Origin of the sequence: Novosphingobium sp. (assembly GCF_039595395.1) — a bacterium.
GTDB lineage: Bacteria > Pseudomonadota > Alphaproteobacteria > Sphingomonadales > Sphingomonadaceae > Novosphingobium.
The window spans coordinates 200,479-216,352 of record NZ_JBCNLP010000006.1; the positions used below are offsets into that span (position 1 = coordinate 200,479).

The 15,874-nt window shown below is 65.9% G+C and carries 15 protein-coding genes and 1 pseudogene; 9 read left to right on the forward strand and 7 right to left on the reverse strand.

Translation table 11 applies throughout. The features are described 5' to 3' along the window. Nucleotides 1-101: 101 nt before the first annotated feature. From ABDW49_RS21150 to ABDW49_RS21160, 3 genes are read left to right on the forward strand one after another with little or no spacing between them, the layout of a single operon-like run. Nucleotides 102-527 carry a RidA family protein gene (locus ABDW49_RS21150; protein ID WP_343614992.1) on the forward strand — a complete coding sequence of 142 codons (426 nt, stop codon included), beginning with the start codon at nt 102-104 and terminating at the stop codon, nt 525-527. Next, on the forward strand, nt 524-1,984 hold the full coding sequence (locus ABDW49_RS21155) for an aldehyde dehydrogenase family protein (RefSeq protein ID WP_343614994.1): 1,461 nt from the start codon (nt 524-526) through the stop codon (nt 1,982-1,984). Before ABDW49_RS21150 ends, ABDW49_RS21155 begins: the two co-directional genes overlap by 4 nt. A gap of 43 nt (nt 1,985-2,027) precedes the next feature. Then, nucleotides 2,028-3,356 carry an FAD-binding oxidoreductase gene (locus ABDW49_RS21160; protein WP_343614996.1) on the forward strand — a complete coding sequence of 443 codons (1,329 nt, stop codon included), beginning with the start codon at nt 2,028-2,030 and terminating at the stop codon, nt 3,354-3,356. Nucleotides 3,357-3,454: 98 nt separating this feature from the next. Here ABDW49_RS21160 and ABDW49_RS21165 read toward each other — a convergent pair whose 3' ends face one another. The 5 genes from ABDW49_RS21165 to ABDW49_RS21185 form a co-directional block, all read right to left on the reverse strand. Then, complete coding sequence (locus tag ABDW49_RS21165) at nt 3,455-4,120, reverse strand: haloacid dehalogenase type II (protein ID WP_343614998.1); 666 nt, start codon at nt 4,118-4,120, stop codon at nt 3,455-3,457. 34 nt (nt 4,121-4,154) lie between these two features. Further along, nucleotides 4,155-4,895 carry a cupin domain-containing protein gene (locus tag ABDW49_RS21170; RefSeq protein WP_343615000.1) on the reverse strand — a complete coding sequence of 247 codons (741 nt, stop codon included), beginning with the start codon at nt 4,893-4,895 and terminating at the stop codon, nt 4,155-4,157. A gap of 47 nt (nt 4,896-4,942) precedes the next feature. Continuing rightward, nucleotides 4,943-6,229, reverse strand: a complete 1,287-nt coding sequence (locus ABDW49_RS21175; RefSeq protein ID WP_343615002.1) for an FAD-binding oxidoreductase — start codon at nt 6,227-6,229, stop codon at nt 4,943-4,945. Between the two features lie 221 nt (nt 6,230-6,450). Next, the gene (locus ABDW49_RS21180; RefSeq protein WP_343615004.1) at nt 6,451-7,440 is read right to left on the reverse strand and encodes a threonine/serine dehydratase; all 990 of its coding nucleotides are present in this window, start codon (nt 7,438-7,440) and stop codon (nt 6,451-6,453) included. 35 nt (nt 7,441-7,475) lie between these two features. Then, nucleotides 7,476-8,633 carry an amidohydrolase gene (locus ABDW49_RS21185; RefSeq protein WP_343615006.1) on the reverse strand — a complete coding sequence of 386 codons (1,158 nt, stop codon included), beginning with the start codon at nt 8,631-8,633 and terminating at the stop codon, nt 7,476-7,478. A gap of 433 nt (nt 8,634-9,066) precedes the next feature. Between ABDW49_RS21185 and ABDW49_RS21190 the strand changes: the two are divergent. The 6 genes and pseudogenes from ABDW49_RS21190 (at nt 9,067) to ABDW49_RS21215 (ending at nt 13,451) form a co-directional block, all read left to right on the forward strand. Further along, nucleotides 9,067-10,186: pseudogene (locus tag ABDW49_RS21190) on the forward strand (S-(hydroxymethyl)glutathione dehydrogenase/class III alcohol dehydrogenase). Next, complete coding sequence (locus ABDW49_RS21195; RefSeq protein WP_343615008.1) at nt 10,186-10,587, forward strand: ketosteroid isomerase-related protein; 402 nt, start codon at nt 10,186-10,188, stop codon at nt 10,585-10,587. The pseudogene ABDW49_RS21190 and the gene ABDW49_RS21195 overlap by 1 nt, the downstream one beginning before the upstream one ends. A 33-nt stretch (nt 10,588-10,620) precedes the next feature. Then, on the forward strand, nt 10,621-11,028 hold the full coding sequence (locus ABDW49_RS21200) for a VOC family protein (protein ID WP_343615009.1): 408 nt from the start codon (nt 10,621-10,623) through the stop codon (nt 11,026-11,028). An 8-nt stretch (nt 11,029-11,036) separates the two neighbouring features. Further along, nucleotides 11,037-11,873, forward strand: a complete 837-nt coding sequence (gene fghA, locus ABDW49_RS21205; protein WP_343615010.1) for an S-formylglutathione hydrolase — start codon at nt 11,037-11,039, stop codon at nt 11,871-11,873. A 15-nt stretch (nt 11,874-11,888) separates the two neighbouring features. Further along, nucleotides 11,889-12,206 (forward strand): 2Fe-2S iron-sulfur cluster-binding protein, encoded by a 318-nt coding sequence (locus ABDW49_RS21210; protein WP_343615011.1) that lies wholly within the window; start codon nt 11,889-11,891, stop codon nt 12,204-12,206. Nucleotides 12,207-12,221: 15 nt separating this feature from the next. Next, a complete protein-coding gene (locus ABDW49_RS21215) occupies nt 12,222-13,451 on the forward strand; it encodes an FAD-dependent oxidoreductase (protein WP_343615012.1) in 1,230 nt (409 codons plus the stop codon). A gap of 17 nt (nt 13,452-13,468) precedes the next feature. Here ABDW49_RS21215 and ABDW49_RS21220 read toward each other — a convergent pair whose 3' ends face one another. Together ABDW49_RS21220 and ABDW49_RS21225 are read right to left on the reverse strand one after the other, a co-directional pair. Further along, nucleotides 13,469-14,302 (reverse strand): DeoR/GlpR family DNA-binding transcription regulator, encoded by an 834-nt coding sequence (locus tag ABDW49_RS21220; protein WP_343615013.1) that lies wholly within the window; start codon nt 14,300-14,302, stop codon nt 13,469-13,471. Between the two features lie 45 nt (nt 14,303-14,347). Then, nucleotides 14,348-15,868, reverse strand: a complete 1,521-nt coding sequence (locus tag ABDW49_RS21225; RefSeq protein WP_343615014.1) for a glycerol-3-phosphate dehydrogenase — start codon at nt 15,866-15,868, stop codon at nt 14,348-14,350. Nucleotides 15,869-15,874: the final 6 nt, after the last annotated feature.

A 15,874-nucleotide genomic window follows, 5' to 3' on the forward strand; every position in this document is an offset into this window, starting at 1 on the left:
ATCGAGCATGATCGAAACCGCCACCAAGCCCGCCGCAACCGTCGAGACCGGCAGCCGCGCGATCGTCGCGCACTGGCCGCGCATGCGGGGATGGTAAGCCGATGACAAAGCCAAAGACACCGACCGTCCAGACCTTCGTGCCCGAGACACTGGCTCGCCCCGGCGGCCATTACAGCCATGCCGCGCGCGTCGGGGATCTGGTCTTCACCGCCGGGCAACTGGGCATCCGGCCCGATGGCACGCATACCGCCGATCTCGCTTTCGAGGCACAGGTGCGGCAGGCGCTGGCCAACATACTGGCCGCTCTGGCTGCGGCGGGAGCGGGACCGGCGGATATCGCCAAGGTCACCGCCTACATCGTGGGCGTGGAGAACTGGCCGCGCTTCAACGCCATCTATGCCGAGGTGATGGGCGATATCCGCCCGGCGCGCACCGTCGTGCCCGTGCCGGAGCTGCACTACGGCTATCTGGTGGAAATCGACGCGATCGCGGCCTGCGGGCCTCAAGAGCAGGACTTGCCGATATGACCCTTGTACTCGACCCCTTGAGCCCCGCGCTGCTGGCGTGCCTCGATCACGCCTATATCGACGGGCAGTGGCTGCCGGTGACGGGAAGCGAGCGCCTGCCGGTGATCGACCCTTCGCGCGAAACCGTGGTGGCCCGGCTGACCGGCGCGACCGGGGCCGATCTTGATCGCGCCGTGGCTGCCGCGCGCCGCGCCTTTCCCGCCTTTGCGGCCACATCGGTGGCCCAGCGCATCGCCTGGCTCGAACGCATCGAGGCGCTGATGCAGGAGCGGGCGGAAGCGCTGGCCCGGATGCTGACCCTGGAGATGGGCGCGGCGATCAGCCATGCGCGCGCGGCCCATGTGCCCTTCGCCATCGCCCATGTGCGCGCGGCCATCGATGTGCTGGCGGCCTATCCTTTCGAGACGTTGCGCGGCACGACGGCCACCGTGCGCGAGCCCATCGGCGTCTGCGGGTTGATCACGCCATGGAACTGGCCGCTCTATCAGATCACCGCGAAGGTTGCGCCGGCGCTTGCCGCGGGCTGCACCATCGTGCTCAAGCCCAGCGAGCTGTCGCCGCTCAACGCCATCATGTTCGCCCAGATCCTGCATGATGCGGGGCTGCCTGCGGGCGTGTTCAATCTGGTCAACGGTACCGGGCCCGAGATCGGCGGCGCCATGGCGTCCCATCCCGACATCGACATGATCTCGATCACCGGATCGAACCGGGCGGGCGTGCTGGTGGCGCAGGCTGCCGCGCCGACAGTGAAGCGGGTGACACAGGAGCTGGGGGGCAAATCGCCCAATGTCCTGCTGCCCGATGCCGATTTCGAGACGGTCGTCGCCAGCGGGGTGATGACCGCCTTCCGCAATGTCGGCCAGTCCTGCAGCGCCCCCACGCGGATGATCGTGCCGCGCGACAGGCTAGCGCAGGTCGAGGCGCTGGCCATCGCCACCGTCGCGCAGATCCGCATGGGCGATCCGCTGGATGAAGGCACGGTGCTTGGCCCCATCGCCAATCAGGCCCAGTTCAACCGCGTGCAGGAGATGATCGAGGCGGGCCTCGCCGATGGCGCCCGGCTGATCTGTGGCGGTCTGGGGCGGCTGGAGGGGCTGTCACAAGGCTTCTACGCCCGGCCCACCGTGTTTTCCGGGGTGACCGCCGACATGCGCATTGCGCAGGAGGAAATCTTCGGCCCGGTTCTCAGCATCATGGCCTATGACGATGTGGATGAGGCCGTGGCAATGGCCAATGACACCGTCTATGGCCTGGGCGGCCATGTCCAGAGCCGGGATCTGGAGCAGGCCCGCGCGGTTGCCCGCCGCATCCGCACGGGGCAGGTCCATATCAACCATCCGGCATGGGACGCCCATGCGCCGTTTGGCGGCTACAAGCGTTCGGGCAACGGGCGCGAATATGGCCTGCCGGGCTTTGAGGATTACCTGGAAACCAAAGCTATCGTGGGCTTTGCCTGATCCGAGCCTTTGCCTTGAGCCCCAATGAAAGAAGGCGCTGACCATGCCTGCACCCTTGCGTTACATCGAATCCTCTTCTCATCTGCCGGCCGAAGCGGATGCTGTCGTCATCGGCGGCGGGATCATCGGCTCCTTCACCGCCTATTATCTGGCGCGGCGCGGCCTGAAGGTGGCGCTGATCGAGAAAGGCGTCATCGCCGGCGAACAGTCCAGCCGCAACTGGGGCTGGTGTCGCCAGCAGAACCGCGATGCCCGTGAACTGCCGCTCTCGACCAAGAGCCTCGACCTGTGGGAGCGTTTCTCGGCGGAGAGCGGCGAGGCCACCGGCTTTCAGCGTTGCGGCCTGTTCTACGCCAGCAACAACGAGGAAGAGCTGGAGACCTGGGCCAATTGGGGCCGTTTCGCCCGCACCGTCGGCGTGGAAACCCATATGCTCGACGCGCAGCAGGCCATGGCCCGCGCCGGGGCCTTCACCGACAAGAGCTGGCGCGGCGGCGTATGGTCCCCCACCGATGGCATCGCCAATCCGGGGCTGGCCGCGCCTGCCGCCGCCAAGGCATTGATGGCGATGGGCAGCAGTGTCCATCAGGGCTGCGCCGCGCGCGGGCTGGAAACCAGCGGCGGCGCGGTCAGCGCGGTCGTCACGGAGAAGGGCACGATCCGCACGAAGCTGGTGGTGATGGCGGGCGGGGCATGGGCCTCGTCCTTCTGCTATCAGCTCGGTGTGCGTTTTCCTCAGGCGGCGGTGCGTCAGACCATCGCGGCGGTGGCCACCAGCGCCCTGCATCTGCCCGATGCCTTCTTCAGCAAATCCGTGGCGATCACGCGGCGGGGCGAGGGCATCCACACGCTGGCCGTCAGCGGGCGGGCGCGGGTGGATCCCACGCCGCAGTTTCTGCGCTTTCATCGCGATTTCCTGCCGATGTTCGCCAAGCGCTGGCGCAATCTCTTCCCCGGTGGCTTCGATGGCTGGCGCGCGGGGCATGAGGGCGTTACGCGCTGGCGGCTGGACCAGCCCACGCCGATGGAGGCGATGCGCATTCTTGATGCCAAGGTCGATGCGGTGGCTGTGGTGAAAGCGCAAGAGCGGGCCTCCGAACTTGTGCCTTCGTTGCGCAAGGTGCCGGTGGTGGCCTCATGGGCGGGCTATGTCGACAGCACGCCCGATGGCGTTCCGGTGATCGGCGAGGTGCCCGGCGTGCCGGGCATGATCCTGGCGGCAGGCTTCAGCGGGCATGGCTTCGGCATCGGTCCGGGGGCTGGCCATCTGGCTGCCGATCTGGCGACGGGGGCGGCGCCGATCGTCGATCCGCAGGATTACAGCCTGTCGCGCTTCATGCCGGGGGGCAGGGTCGATGTGGCCGATTTCTGAGGCGATGACATCCATGTAAAAGGGGGCTGAAAAGCCCCCTTTTTTATGCGCTGTATGGCGGGTGGATCGGGCGAAGCCTGCGCCTCGCCCGACCGGGATCAGAGGCCGACGACGGCGGGCAGGCAGCCGATATGCGGGATCTCGATATCGCGGTAATGGGCGTTGGACGGCTCATGTCCGCGTCCGACAAAGACCTGACAGCCAAAGCGCAGATCCTTTGCGGTGTTGTGGTCATAGCGGAAGGAGGAGGAGACATGCATCATCTCTTCCGGCCCGCAGCCCAACTGGTCGAACATATATTCGAAGGCCTGCATGCGCGGCTTGTAGGCCTGCGCCATCTCCGCCGTGTAGACGCGGTGGAAAGGCGCCCCCAACTGGTCGACATTGCGCTGGATCTGGTCGTTGCTGGCGTTCGAGAGGATGACCAGCGGAATCTTGTCGGCAATGGGGGCAAGACCGCCCGGCACATCGTCATGCGGGCCCCAGGTGGGCACGGACTCATAGACGCATGCGCCAAAGGCCTCGTCGCATGCCAGACCCCAGCGCTTGCACAGGCGCTCGACCGAATTGATGAGCACCTGCTTGTAGGGCTTCCATGCGCCCAGCGTCTCGTCGAAGCGATATTGTGCCCAGTCTTCGATCAGGCGCGGCATGTTTTCCGCCGAGACCCGGGCGCCGAAATGAGCCTGCGCCATCTCGGTCATGCGGAAACGGATCAGCGTGCCATAGCAGTCGAAGCTGATGTATTTGGGGCGAAAGGTCATGGCGTGGTCCTCTTGGCGGTCAGGTGCTTGGCGATCAGGCGGGGCGATAGATGGCATATTGTTTCGAGCAGAAGCCTTCATGCTTCCAACTGCACCTTGCGCCCCGCAGCAGGACGAAGACGTCGCCAGCCCGGAAGGTGGCGCTGGTGCCGGACAATGCGTCCTCGAACTCGACCTCGCCGTCGAGCAGCAGCATCATTTCATAATGCCCATAGTCGATGGCGGAGCGGTGATAGGGGGTGGAGTCCCAACTGCCGACCTTGAACTCGCCGGTCGCCGACAGATAGTCGGTGTGGTTGCGGCAGTCTGGCGTCGGGGTCAGCAGGACCTCGGGCGCGGGCGGGGCGGACGGCGTGCGCGGGGCGTCGATGTCCACCTTCACCAGCCCCTTGGTATCGGATGTGCCGCCGGGGCAGCGCATCACGATGGCGACCGTGTCGTCATCGGCCTGCCAGTCGAAGGCGATGCCTGCGGGCACCACGAAAGAGCGGGATGGCTCGATGATCGTTGCGGCGCCATCGTTCAGGCGCAGGCGGCCCGACAGGAGAATGATATAATCATCGAAGGGCGTGGCTGCGGCATGGCCCGATCCGGCGCTCAGCCGCAGGGCGGCGATGGTGACCGGGCCCGGCGGCATCGGCAGCAGACGGCGCGAGAAGGTCCATGGATTGCCGTCGTCCGGCACGGGCTCACCGGCCTGAAGGTCGGCGGCAAAGGCCCGCAGATCGACAAAAGAGGGGGCTGCCTGCACAGCAGGGGGCGTGAGCATGGTCATCGATGGTCCTTGGCTGATGGCGTGAAGCGCGCGGACGGGCCCTTGGCTCAGTGGATCGCGTCCTGAAATTTGTACCAGAGGCCCACGGCGGGCAGGAACCATGGCTTGCCCAGATGGCCGGGAATAGCCGGCCAGCCGAGGTCTTCCCATGGGTTGGCCCTGGTGTCGCCGCCCATATAGTCGGCCATCTTCTGGCCCATATGCACCGCCATCTGCACGCCATGGCCGCTGTAGCCCACGGCATAGTACAGCCCCTCATGTTGGCCGGCGCGGGGCAGGCGGTCGGCGGTCATGTCGACCATGCCGCCCCACACATGGTCGACGCCCACATCGGCCAACTCGGGAAACATGCGGCGCATCGTGTCGACCAGGATCACACCGCTCTTGGCGTCCGATTTGGCGTTCGAGATGGCAAAGCGCGCCCGCCCGCCGAAGATCAGGCGGTTGTCGGGCGACAGGCGGAAGAAATTGCCCATGACGCGGCTGGTGACATAGTTGCGTCGCTGCGGCAGCAGCCGGTCGATCAGCGCAGGGTCGAGCGGGCTGGTGGCGACGATGAAGGCGCCGATGCCGACCAGGCGGCGCTGGAACCAGCGGAAATCGCTCTGCGCCGGGGCGCCGCCCGTGGCCATCAGCACCTGCGAGGCATGGACGGTGCCGCCCGTGGTGCGCAGCGCCCAGCCGCTGCCCGAACGCTGCGCGCCCAGCACGGTGCAGTTCTCGAAGATTTTTGCGCCCGTGCGCGCGGCGGCCTCGGCCAGGCCGACGCCGAACTGGCCGACATGCAACTGGGCGCTGGTCTTCTGCAGCAGGCCGCCGTGATAGTCATGGGTGCCGATCTCACGCTCCAGATCGCTGGCCGAGAGCAGGTCGATATCGGGATCGACCCTGGGATGCAGCAGATTATGCGCCCGCATCATCTTTTCGAAATGCTGCGGCTTGGCGGCCAGTTTCAGGCGCCCGCAGCGGCGGAAGGCGCAGTCGATCCCCTGCTCCCTCACGATGCGCTCGACCGTATCGACCGCGTCGCAATGCGCGCGATAGAAGGCGGAGGCGCGTTCCTCGCCCAGCGAGGCGACAAGCGCGCCATGATCCTGATGCGTGCCTGCGTTGCAATGGCCGCCGTTGCGCCCGGAGGCCTCGCCCACCACCTGGCCGGCCTCCAGCAGGGTGACGCTGGCGCCGCGCTGCCGCAGGGCCAAAGCGGCGGACAGTCCGGTCAGGCCGCCGCCGATGATGGCGACATCCACCCGTCCCTCGGGCGAACCCTTGGCGCCGCCGGTGAAGTCCGGTGCGCTGGCGAGCCAATAGGAGATGGGGCTGGGCTTGGTCATAGCGCAATGCCTTGCATGAAATGGCGGGCCGCATGCGAGGGCGATTCCACCTGTTTCCGGTCCGGGTTGGCAACAAAGATGTGCTGCATGGTCACCGCCCCTGCGTCGAGATCTGGCACTCTATCGGCTGGCTGTGGAATATGAATCCGCATTTGAGGCGTCATCGAGCGAAATCACCTTTTCTGACACGCCATTCCAGCCGAACATGCCTCGGCATGCCCCTAGGCGGGGCTCCCCTGCAGGATCGCGGCATAATCTGCCGGATCGACATTGGCGCCCGAGATAACCAGCGCGAGCGGCGCATCGTCATGCGGCACCTTGCCGTGCAGCAGCGCGGCCAGCGCGACCGATCCGCCCGGCTCGGCGACCAGCTTCAGTGTCTCGAAGGCAAAGCGCATCGCGGCGCGCACCTCCTCGTCCGTTACCGAGAGGCCGCCCGAGAGCAGGGCATGGTTGATCGGGAAGGTCAGCGCGCCCGGACTGGGTGCCAGCAGGGCATCGCAGATCGAGCTGGCGCCTGCCGCAACCGTCTCCCGCTGGCCCGAGACCAGCGAACGTGCGGTATCGTCGAAAGCTGCCGGTTCCGCCGCATAGATGGCGACCGTGGGCGCTGTGGCCTTGATGGCCGTGGCGATCCCGGCGATCAGTCCACCGCCGCCGCAGGTGCAGACGAGCTGACTGATTACGGCACCCATCGCCCGCGCCTGATCGAGGATTTCCAGCCCGACCGTGCCCTGACCCGCGATGATGAAGGGATCGTCGAAGGAGGGGACCAGCACCGCGCCGCGCTCCTGCGCCAGCGCTGTGGCGATCTCCTCGCGCGATTGCGTCAACCGGTCATAGGGCACGATCTGCGCGCCCAGGGCGCGGGTGTTCTCGATCTTGATGCGGGGCGCGTCAGCGGGCATCACGATGGCAGCGGGCATGCCCAGCAGGCGCGCGGCCGCGGCGACACCTTGCGCATGGTTGCCCGATGACCATGCCACCACCCCTGCGGCCCGGTCTTCTGCCGCGATCCGGCTGAGGCGGTTGTAGGCGCCGCGAAACTTGAAGGAGCCGGTGTGCTGGGCCCCTTCGAACTTGATCAGCACGCGGCGACCGGCCAGCCTGTTCAACGCGGCGTTTTCCAGCAGCGGCGTGTAGACCGCAGCCCCCTCGATCTGCGTGGCTGCGCTGCGGATATCGTCGATGGTGATGGCCAGATCTGTCATGGGATGGGGTTCTTCCGGATGATGGGAGAGGGATGTCAGTCGACAGGCAGAAGCGTGCTTGCCAGAGCGGAGAACCAGCCGATCCCCGTGCCGATGATGGCATCGTTGAAATCGTAGAAGGGGTTGTGCAGCGGTGGCGGCGATTGCCCCTCGCCCTGTCCCAGCCAGATATAGGCGCCGGGGCAGCGCTGCAGCATGAAGGCGAAATCCTCCGAGGTGAAGGCCGGGTGAGGGGCCTCCGCCACATCGGGCGTGACCAGTCTGGCGGCGGCGAGGGCCGCTTGAGCCGCTTGCGGATCGTTGATGGTTGCGGGGTAATAGCGGGTGTAGATCACCTCGATCGCTGTGCCGGTGGCTGTCGCGGTTCCGGCGGCGATCTCGCGCATCGCGCCCTCGATGATGTCCTGCACCGACGGATTGAAGCTGCGCACGGTGCCGGTCAGCCTGACCTGTGCGGGCATGACGCTGTGGGTCTGGCCGCCCTCCATCTTGGTGACGGACAGCACCGCCAGCTCCGTGGGCGGCACGCGGCGGGAGACGATCGTGTTGAGCTGGGTGATGACCGACGCCGCCGTCAGGATCGCATCGGGTGTGTGATGGGGCTGGGCCGCATGGCCGCCCTTGCCGGTGATGACGATCTCGAACCTGTCGCCCGCCGCCATGATCGGGCCCGGCCTGGTGTGGATGGTGCCCGCAGGCAGGTCGGGCCAGTTGTGAAGCGCGAAGACGGCATCGCAGGGATAGCGATCGAACAGGCCGTCCTCGATCATCGCCTTGGCGCCGCCGAGGCCTTCTTCCGCTGGCTGGAAGATGAAATGCACGATGCCATCGAAGTGCCCCTGTGTGGCCAGATGCCGTGCCGCGCCCAGCAGCATGGCCGTATGCCCGTCATGGCCGCAGCCGTGGAAAATGCCGGGGGCCGTGCTGGCGTGGGCAGGGCAGCCTTCTTCCTGAAAGGGCAGGGCGTCCATGTCGGCGCGCAGGCCGATGCTGCGCGGCGAGGTGCCGCGACGCAGCGTGCCCACGACACCGGTGCCGCCGATACCGGTCTGAACCTCCATGCCGAGCGCGTTCAGAGCATCTGCGACGAGCGCCGCCGTTCGATGCTCCTGATAGGCGAGTTCGGGATGCGCGTGAATGTCGCGGCGGATTGCTATTGCGTCGGAGACGATGGTTTCCAGATCGTAGGTCATGCCTCTTCTCGTCCTCACGCTGCTCGGGCAGTTTCAAAGCCTGAATGCGGCCGCTGCCAGAGGGATAGTGCGGAACTTGCGGAATGAAATTTCGTAAGAGCAGGACAATTTGGTACCATCTGCCACTATGGCCGTGGAGCCCGCAGGATCGATTGATGGCGGCTTTCGATGCTCGCTGTGGTTTGGCACATCCCTGCCTCTCCGCCGCTCTGGTGCAGGAGTCGCCTTTGGCGACCGCGACAAACGGCTCGATCCCGTCCCGGTTCGGCCTTGATTATTCCAGATATGGTATAATGATTTCCAGATATCGCCCTTTATCTCAAGGACCGGCTTTGGGTAAAGCTGCAAGAACAGAACAGTCGGCAGGGGCCCATGATCCGATCGAGGCTTGTCGCACCGCCGCACCATGCCGTCTCCGAAAGGGAAGCTTGAGATGAAGACCCGCGCCGCCGTCGCCTTTGCGCCCAAGACTCCGCTGGAGATCGTGGAAGTCGATCTGGAAGGCCCCAAGGCGGGCGAAGTGCTGGTCGAGATCAAGGCCACGGGCATCTGCCACACCGATTACTACACGCTGTCGGGCGCCGATCCGGAAGGCATCTTCCCGGCGATCCTCGGCCATGAAGGCGCGGGCGTCGTGGTCGACGTCGGCCCCGGCGTCGGCACCGTGAAGCCGGGCGACCACGTGATCCCGCTCTACACGCCCGAATGCCGCGAGTGCAAGTTCTGCCTGTCGGGCAAGACCAACCTGTGCCAGACGATCCGCGCCACGCAGGGCAAGGGCCTGATGCCCGACGGCACCACGCGCTTCTCGCTACAAGGGCGAGCCGATCTTCCACTACATGGGCTGCTCGACCTTCTCCAACTACACCGTCGTGCCGGAGATCGCGGTGGCCAAGATCCGCGAGGACGCGCCGTTCGACAAGGTCTGCTACATCGGCTGCGGCGTGACCACGGGCGTCGGCGCGGTGGTCAACACCGCCAAGGTGGAGGCGGGCGCCAACGTGGTGGTCTTCGGCCTGGGCGGCATCGGCCTGAACGTGATCCAGGGCGCGAGGATGGTCGGCGCGGACAAGATCATCGGCGTCGACATCAACCCCGAGCGCGAGGAGATGGGGCCGCCGCTTCGGCATGACCGACTTCATCAACACCGAAGGCATGAGCCGCGAGGAGATCGTCGTCGACCACATCGTGCAGCTGACCGATGGCGGCGCCGATTACTCCTTCGAGTGCATCGGCAACACCAAGGTGATGCGCCCGGCGCTGGAGGCCTGCCATCGCGGCTGGGGCACCAGTCCATCATCATCGGCGTGGCCGAGGCCGGCGAGGAGATCAGCACCCGCCCGTTCCAGCTGGTGACGGGCCGCGAATGGAAGGGCTCGGCCTTCGGCGGCGCGCGCGGCCGCACCGACGTGCCGAAGATCGTCGACTGGTACATGGAAGGCAAGATCAACATCGACGACCTGATCACCCATGTCATGCCGCTGGAAGAGATCAACGAGGCCTTCGACCTGATGCAGGAGGGCAAGTCGATCCGCTCGGTCGTGGTGTTCTGATGAGCGCGCTCGCCCTGCTGGAGCGTTACTATGCCGCCTTCAACGCCGGAGACAGGCCCGCCATGCTGGCCTGCCTGACCGAGGATGTGGCGCATGACATCAACCAGGGCGAGCGCCAGACGGGCAAGGCGGCTTTCACGGCTTTCCTCGCCCATATGGACCGCTGCTACGCCGAGCAACTGAGCGACATCACCCTGATGGAGCATGCCGATGGCCTGCGGGCGGCGGCGGAATTCACCGTCCATGGCCAGTATCTGGTCACCGACGAGGGTCTGCCCGAGGCCAGCGGCCAGCGCTACGTCCTGCCCGCCGGCGCCTTCTTCGCCTTGCGCGAAGGGCTGATCTCGCGGGTGAGCCTTTACTACAATCTGCCCGAATGGGTCCGGCAGGTAAGCCTTTGATCCCACCGAGCTTGCGCTCGCTGATGATGGAGAATGACAATGGCAGTGATTTCCGGTGACGGCGTGTTCAGCCATGTGTTTATCGGCGCGGCCGACGTCGATGTCTCGACGCGTTTCTATGATGCGACGCTGGGCGCTTTGGGCGTGAAGAACCTCGGGCCCTTCGGCAGCGGGTGGGTGCTTTACGGCAAGGACAAGCCCGCTTTCATCATCGCCAAGCCGGGCAACGGCGAAGCCCCCTCGGGCAATGGCGTGACCATCGGTTTCGCCGCCGCCACACCCGCGCAGGTTGATGCCTTCCACGCCGCCGGTCTCGCCCATGGCGGCAGCGACGAGGGCGCTCCGGGCGCGCGCGGCCATCTGCCCGGCGCCTATGCCGCCTATCTGCGCGATCCGGCTGGCAACAAGGTCGTGTCCTACGCCTTCACCGACGGGAACTGACGCGCGGCATGGAACAGATCAGCCTTCATCATGCCTTTGGCGGCGCTCAGGGCGTCTACACCCATGCCTCTGCCGTGTGCGGCGTGGACATGACCTTCTCGGTCTATGTCCCGCCCCATGCGCCGGGGGCGCGGCTGCCGGTGGTGTGGTATCTCTCGGGCCTGACCTGCACCCATGCCAATGTCACCGAAAAGGGCGAATTCCGGCGTGCCTGCGCGCAGCTCGGCCTGATCTTCGTGGCGCCCGATACGTCTCCGCGCGGCGAAGGTGTGCCCGACGACGCGGAGGGCGCCTATGATTTCGGCCTCGGCGCGGGCTTCTATGTCGATGCGACGCAGGCGCCCTTCGACCGGCATTACCGCATGTGGAGCTATGTCACGCAGGAACTGCCCGCGCTGATCGCGGCGCATTTTCCGGCGGATATGGCTCGCCAGTCGATCATGGGGCACAGCATGGGCGGCCATGGCGCCCTGACCATCGGCCTGACCTATCCGGAGCGTTATAAGGCGGTGTCGGCTTTCGCGCCCATCGTGGCGCCATCGCAGGTGCCCTGGGGGCACAAGGCGCTGGGTGGCTATCTGGGGCAGGATCGCGAGGCATGGCGCCGCCACGATGCGGTTGCCTTGATCGAGGATGGCGCGCGCCTGCCCGATCTGCTCGTCGATCAGGGCGAGGCCGACCAGTTTCTGGCCGGGCAGCTTCGCACCGATCTGCTGCGCGATGTCTGCGCCCGCACCGGGCAGCAGGCCACCATCCGCAACCATGCGGGCTATGACCATTCCTATTATTTCATCGCGAGCTTTATGGCCGATCATCTCGCCTGGCACGCCGAACGTATGCGCTGACCGGGGGAGGGATTTATGGCCAATCTTTATGTGATCGATCATGCCGGGGTGGAAACACAGGTCTCGGCAGCGCCGGGCATCACCCTGATGGAGGTGCTGCGCGACCATGGTTTCGACGATCTGCTGGCGCTGTGTGGCGGCTGCTGTTCCTGCGCCACCTGCCATGTCTTCGTCGAATCCGGCCCGGACAGCATGAAGACCCCGGCCAGCGAGGATGAGGCCGATCTGCTCGAAAGCTCGCTTCATCGTCAGGATCATTCGCGGCTGTCTTGCCAGATCACCATCACCGAGGACCTCGATGCCATTCGGGTCCGCCTCGCCCCCGCCGACTGAGAGGTTTTGATACCCATGGTGCAATCCTATGATGTGATCATCGTCGGCGGCGGTCACGGCGGCGCGCAGACCGCGATTGCCTTGCGGCAGCATGGTTTTACCGGCTCGATCGCGATTGTCGGGGAAGAGGTGGAGCTGCCTTACGAAAGGCCGCTGCTCTCGAAGGAGTATTTCTCGGGCGAGAAGGTGCGGGAGCGGCTGTTCATCCGCCCGGAAGCCTTCTGGCAGGACAAGAGCATCACCCTGATCACCGGCGAAAGGGTGGTGTCGGTTGATGCCGGGGCGCACAGCATCGCCACCGCCGCTGGCCGCAGCTTTGCCTACGGCAAGCTGGTCTGGGCCGCCGGAGGGGCGCCCCGTCGCCTGCCGCTGGAGAAGGGCGATGCCGCCAATGTGCTGGCCATCCGGACGCTGGCCGATGCGGATCGCTTGAGGGATGCGGCGGTTGCGGCGGAAAATGTGGTGATCATCGGCGGCGGCTATATCGGGCTGGAAGCCGCCGCCGTGCTGACCAAGGCCGGCAAGCAGGTGACCCTGCTGGAGATGCAGGACCGGGTGCTGGCGCGCGCCGCCGGTGAGGCTCTGTCGCGCTTTGTCGAGCAGACCCATCGGGCGCATGGCGTCGATCTGCGCCTCGGCATCGGGATCGAGGCGCTAGAAGGCGAGGCTCTCGTCACCGGTGTGCGCCTGTCGGATGGGGAGGTGATCCCTTGCGATTTGCTGATCGTCGGCATCGGCATCGTGCCCGAAGTCGCGCCGCTGGAGGCTGCCGGGGCGGTGGTGGGCAATGGCGTGCTGGTCGATGAGCGTTGCGCCACCAGCCTTGCCGACATCTATGCCATCGGCGATCTGGCCGCCCATGCCAACAGCTTTGCCGAGGGCGCGACGGTTCGGCTGGAATCGGTGCAGAATGCGGTGGATATGGCGATCACCGTGGCGCGCACCATCGCCGGGGCCGAGGCGACCTATGCTGCTTTGCCATGGTTCTGGTCAAACCAGTATGATCTGAAAATCCAGACCATCGGCCTGTCGGCGGGGCATGATGCCTTTATCCTCCGGGGCGATCCGGAGGCGGGGGGCTTTTCCATCCTCTACACGCGGGGCGGCAAGGTGATCGCGCTGGATTGCGTGAACATGGCTCGGGATTTCATTCAGGGCCGGGGCCTGATCACGTCCGGAGCGATGATCGCTCCAGAGGTGCTGGCCGATCCGGCGGTGCCGCTCAAGACGCTGGTTCCGCAATAAGGCGGCGGGCGTTTGCGTTAAGGTGCGGGCGGTTGTTGATCGGTGGGTGTTTCATCCATCGATCCAATGGTTTCGATCACGGTTACGCCATGCTGCTCGCATGCCGCCCTCAGTCCCTCGTCCACAATGCGGTCGCAGACGTAGAAGTCGATCTCTTCCATGCCGCAGACCCGCACCGGCGCCGAGCGGTCTTCCTTCGAGGAATCCGCCACCAGAATGACCTTGCGGGCGTTGCGGATGATCGTCTGCGAAACCTCCACCTCATCGATCGCGAAGTCGAGCAGCGTGCCGTCCGGGGCCAACGCGGAAATGCCGATCAGCGCGTAATCGACGCGGAAGTTCTCGATAAAGCGCATCGCCAGCGCGCCGACCACCGCGCGGTCCTCGGTCCGCACCTTGCCACCGACGCAGACCAGATCGACCGAGCCGTGATTGCTGAGCGCATCGACCACATTGAGATTGTTCGAAATCACCATCAGATCGCGGTGATGGCTGAAATTGGCGGCCACCGCCTCGGTGGTGGTGCCGATGTTGATGAACAGCGATGAGCCATCCGGGATCAGCGCCGCCGCCGCCGCGCCGATGCGCGCCTTGGCATGGGCCGCCACGGCGCGGCGGGTGTCATAGGCCAGATTGCTGACGCCTGAGGCGATCATCGCCCCGCCGTGAATGCGCGAGAGCAGGGCCTGATCGGCCAGCACATTGAGGTCGCGGCGGATCGTCTGGGGCGTGACGGCAAGGCGCTCGGCCAGATCCTCCACGGCGACGCTGCCTGCGTTGCGGGCGATTTCCAGAATGCGCGCGCGGCGGCGGGCGACCGCATCGTCCTGACTGTCCGTCACTGTGTTCACCGGCGCCTCCTTGCCACCTTGGCCTTAGCCTGCGTGACGCTCAGGTCAATTGCCTGCCAGATAGGCCTCCAGCGCCTGCGCCGTGCCTTCCGGCACATGCAGCCCCAGCTTGCTGCGGCGATAGAGAATGTCCTGCGCGCTGCGGGCCCATTCGTGCCGGACGAGATAATCGACCTCGCCGGTGTGCAGGCCCCCGCCCAGATCAGGGCCGAGATCGCCCGGCGTCTTGGCCGTACCCAGCAGATCGAGGGCGCGTGTGCCATAGGCGCGGGCCAGACGATGCAGCAGCGCGGGATCAAGCTGCGGATAGCGGGAGACCAGTGCCGCCACAAAGCCATCGAAATCGCCATCCGGCAGGTCTCCGCCCGGCAGGGTGGCCCCGGCGGTCCATGGCGCGCCGGCTTGCGGGAAGAGCGGCGCGATATGCTCCATCGCGTGTTCGGCCAGCTTGCGATAGGTGGTGATCTTGCCGCCGAAGACGCTGAGCATCGGGGCCCGGCTCTCGCTCTGGTCGAAATCCAGCACATAGTCGCGCGTCACCGCCGAGGCATTGGCGGCATGGTCGTCGTAAAGCGGGCGGATACCGGCATAGCTCCACACGATGTCGGCGGGGGAGACGTTGCGTTCGAAATAGCGGTTCACCGTCTCGCAGAGATAGTCGATCTCGCCCTGGCTGATCTCGGCCTTGCCGGGGGGGGCGTTCCATGGCTCGTCGGTGGTGCCAATCAGGGTGAAGTGCTGCTCATAGGGGATGGCGAAAACGATGCGGCGGTCCGGGTTCTGCAGCATGAAGGCATGGTCGCCCTCATAGAGGCGCGGCACCACGATATGGCTGCCCTTGATCAGCCGCACGCCGCGATCATTGCGCGCCCGGCCCAGTGTGCGCAGCACGGCATCGACCCATGGGCCTGCCGCATTGACCAGCACTTTCGCCCGCACCTGACGCGGGCCAGTCTCATCTTCGATGGTGGCGAGCCACTGATCGCCTGCGGATTGCGCTTCGACCAGACGGGTGCGTGTGCGGATGTCCGCCCCGCGCGCCGCCGCATCCATCGCATTGAGCACGACCAGGCGGCTGTCCTGCACCCAGCAGTCGGAATAGACGAAAGCGCTGCCTTTTCCTTTGGCGCCACGCTTCAGGCCACTGCCTTGCGGCGCGCGGTCGAGATCCAGCCTTTCCGTGCCGGGCAGCTTTTTTCGACCACCCAGATGATCGTAGAGAAACAGGCCCAACCGCACCATCCACGCCGGGCGCGGCGACTGCGACTGAGGCAGCACGAAACGCAGCGGCCAGATGATGTGCGGGGCCATGCCCAGCAGCCGCTCGCGCTCGATCAGTGCCTCGCGCACCAGACGGAACTCGTAATACTCCAGATAGCGCAGCCCGCCATGGATCAGCTTGGTGCTGGCCGAGGAGGTGTGGCTGGCCAGATCCTCGGCCTCGACCAGCAGCACCGACAGGCCGCGCCCCGCCGCATCGCGCGCGATCCCCGCGCCATTAACCCCGCCGCCCACGATCAGCAGATCGTAGACCGGTTCGGGGCTCTGGGGCGGGGGTATGGCCATGGTGCG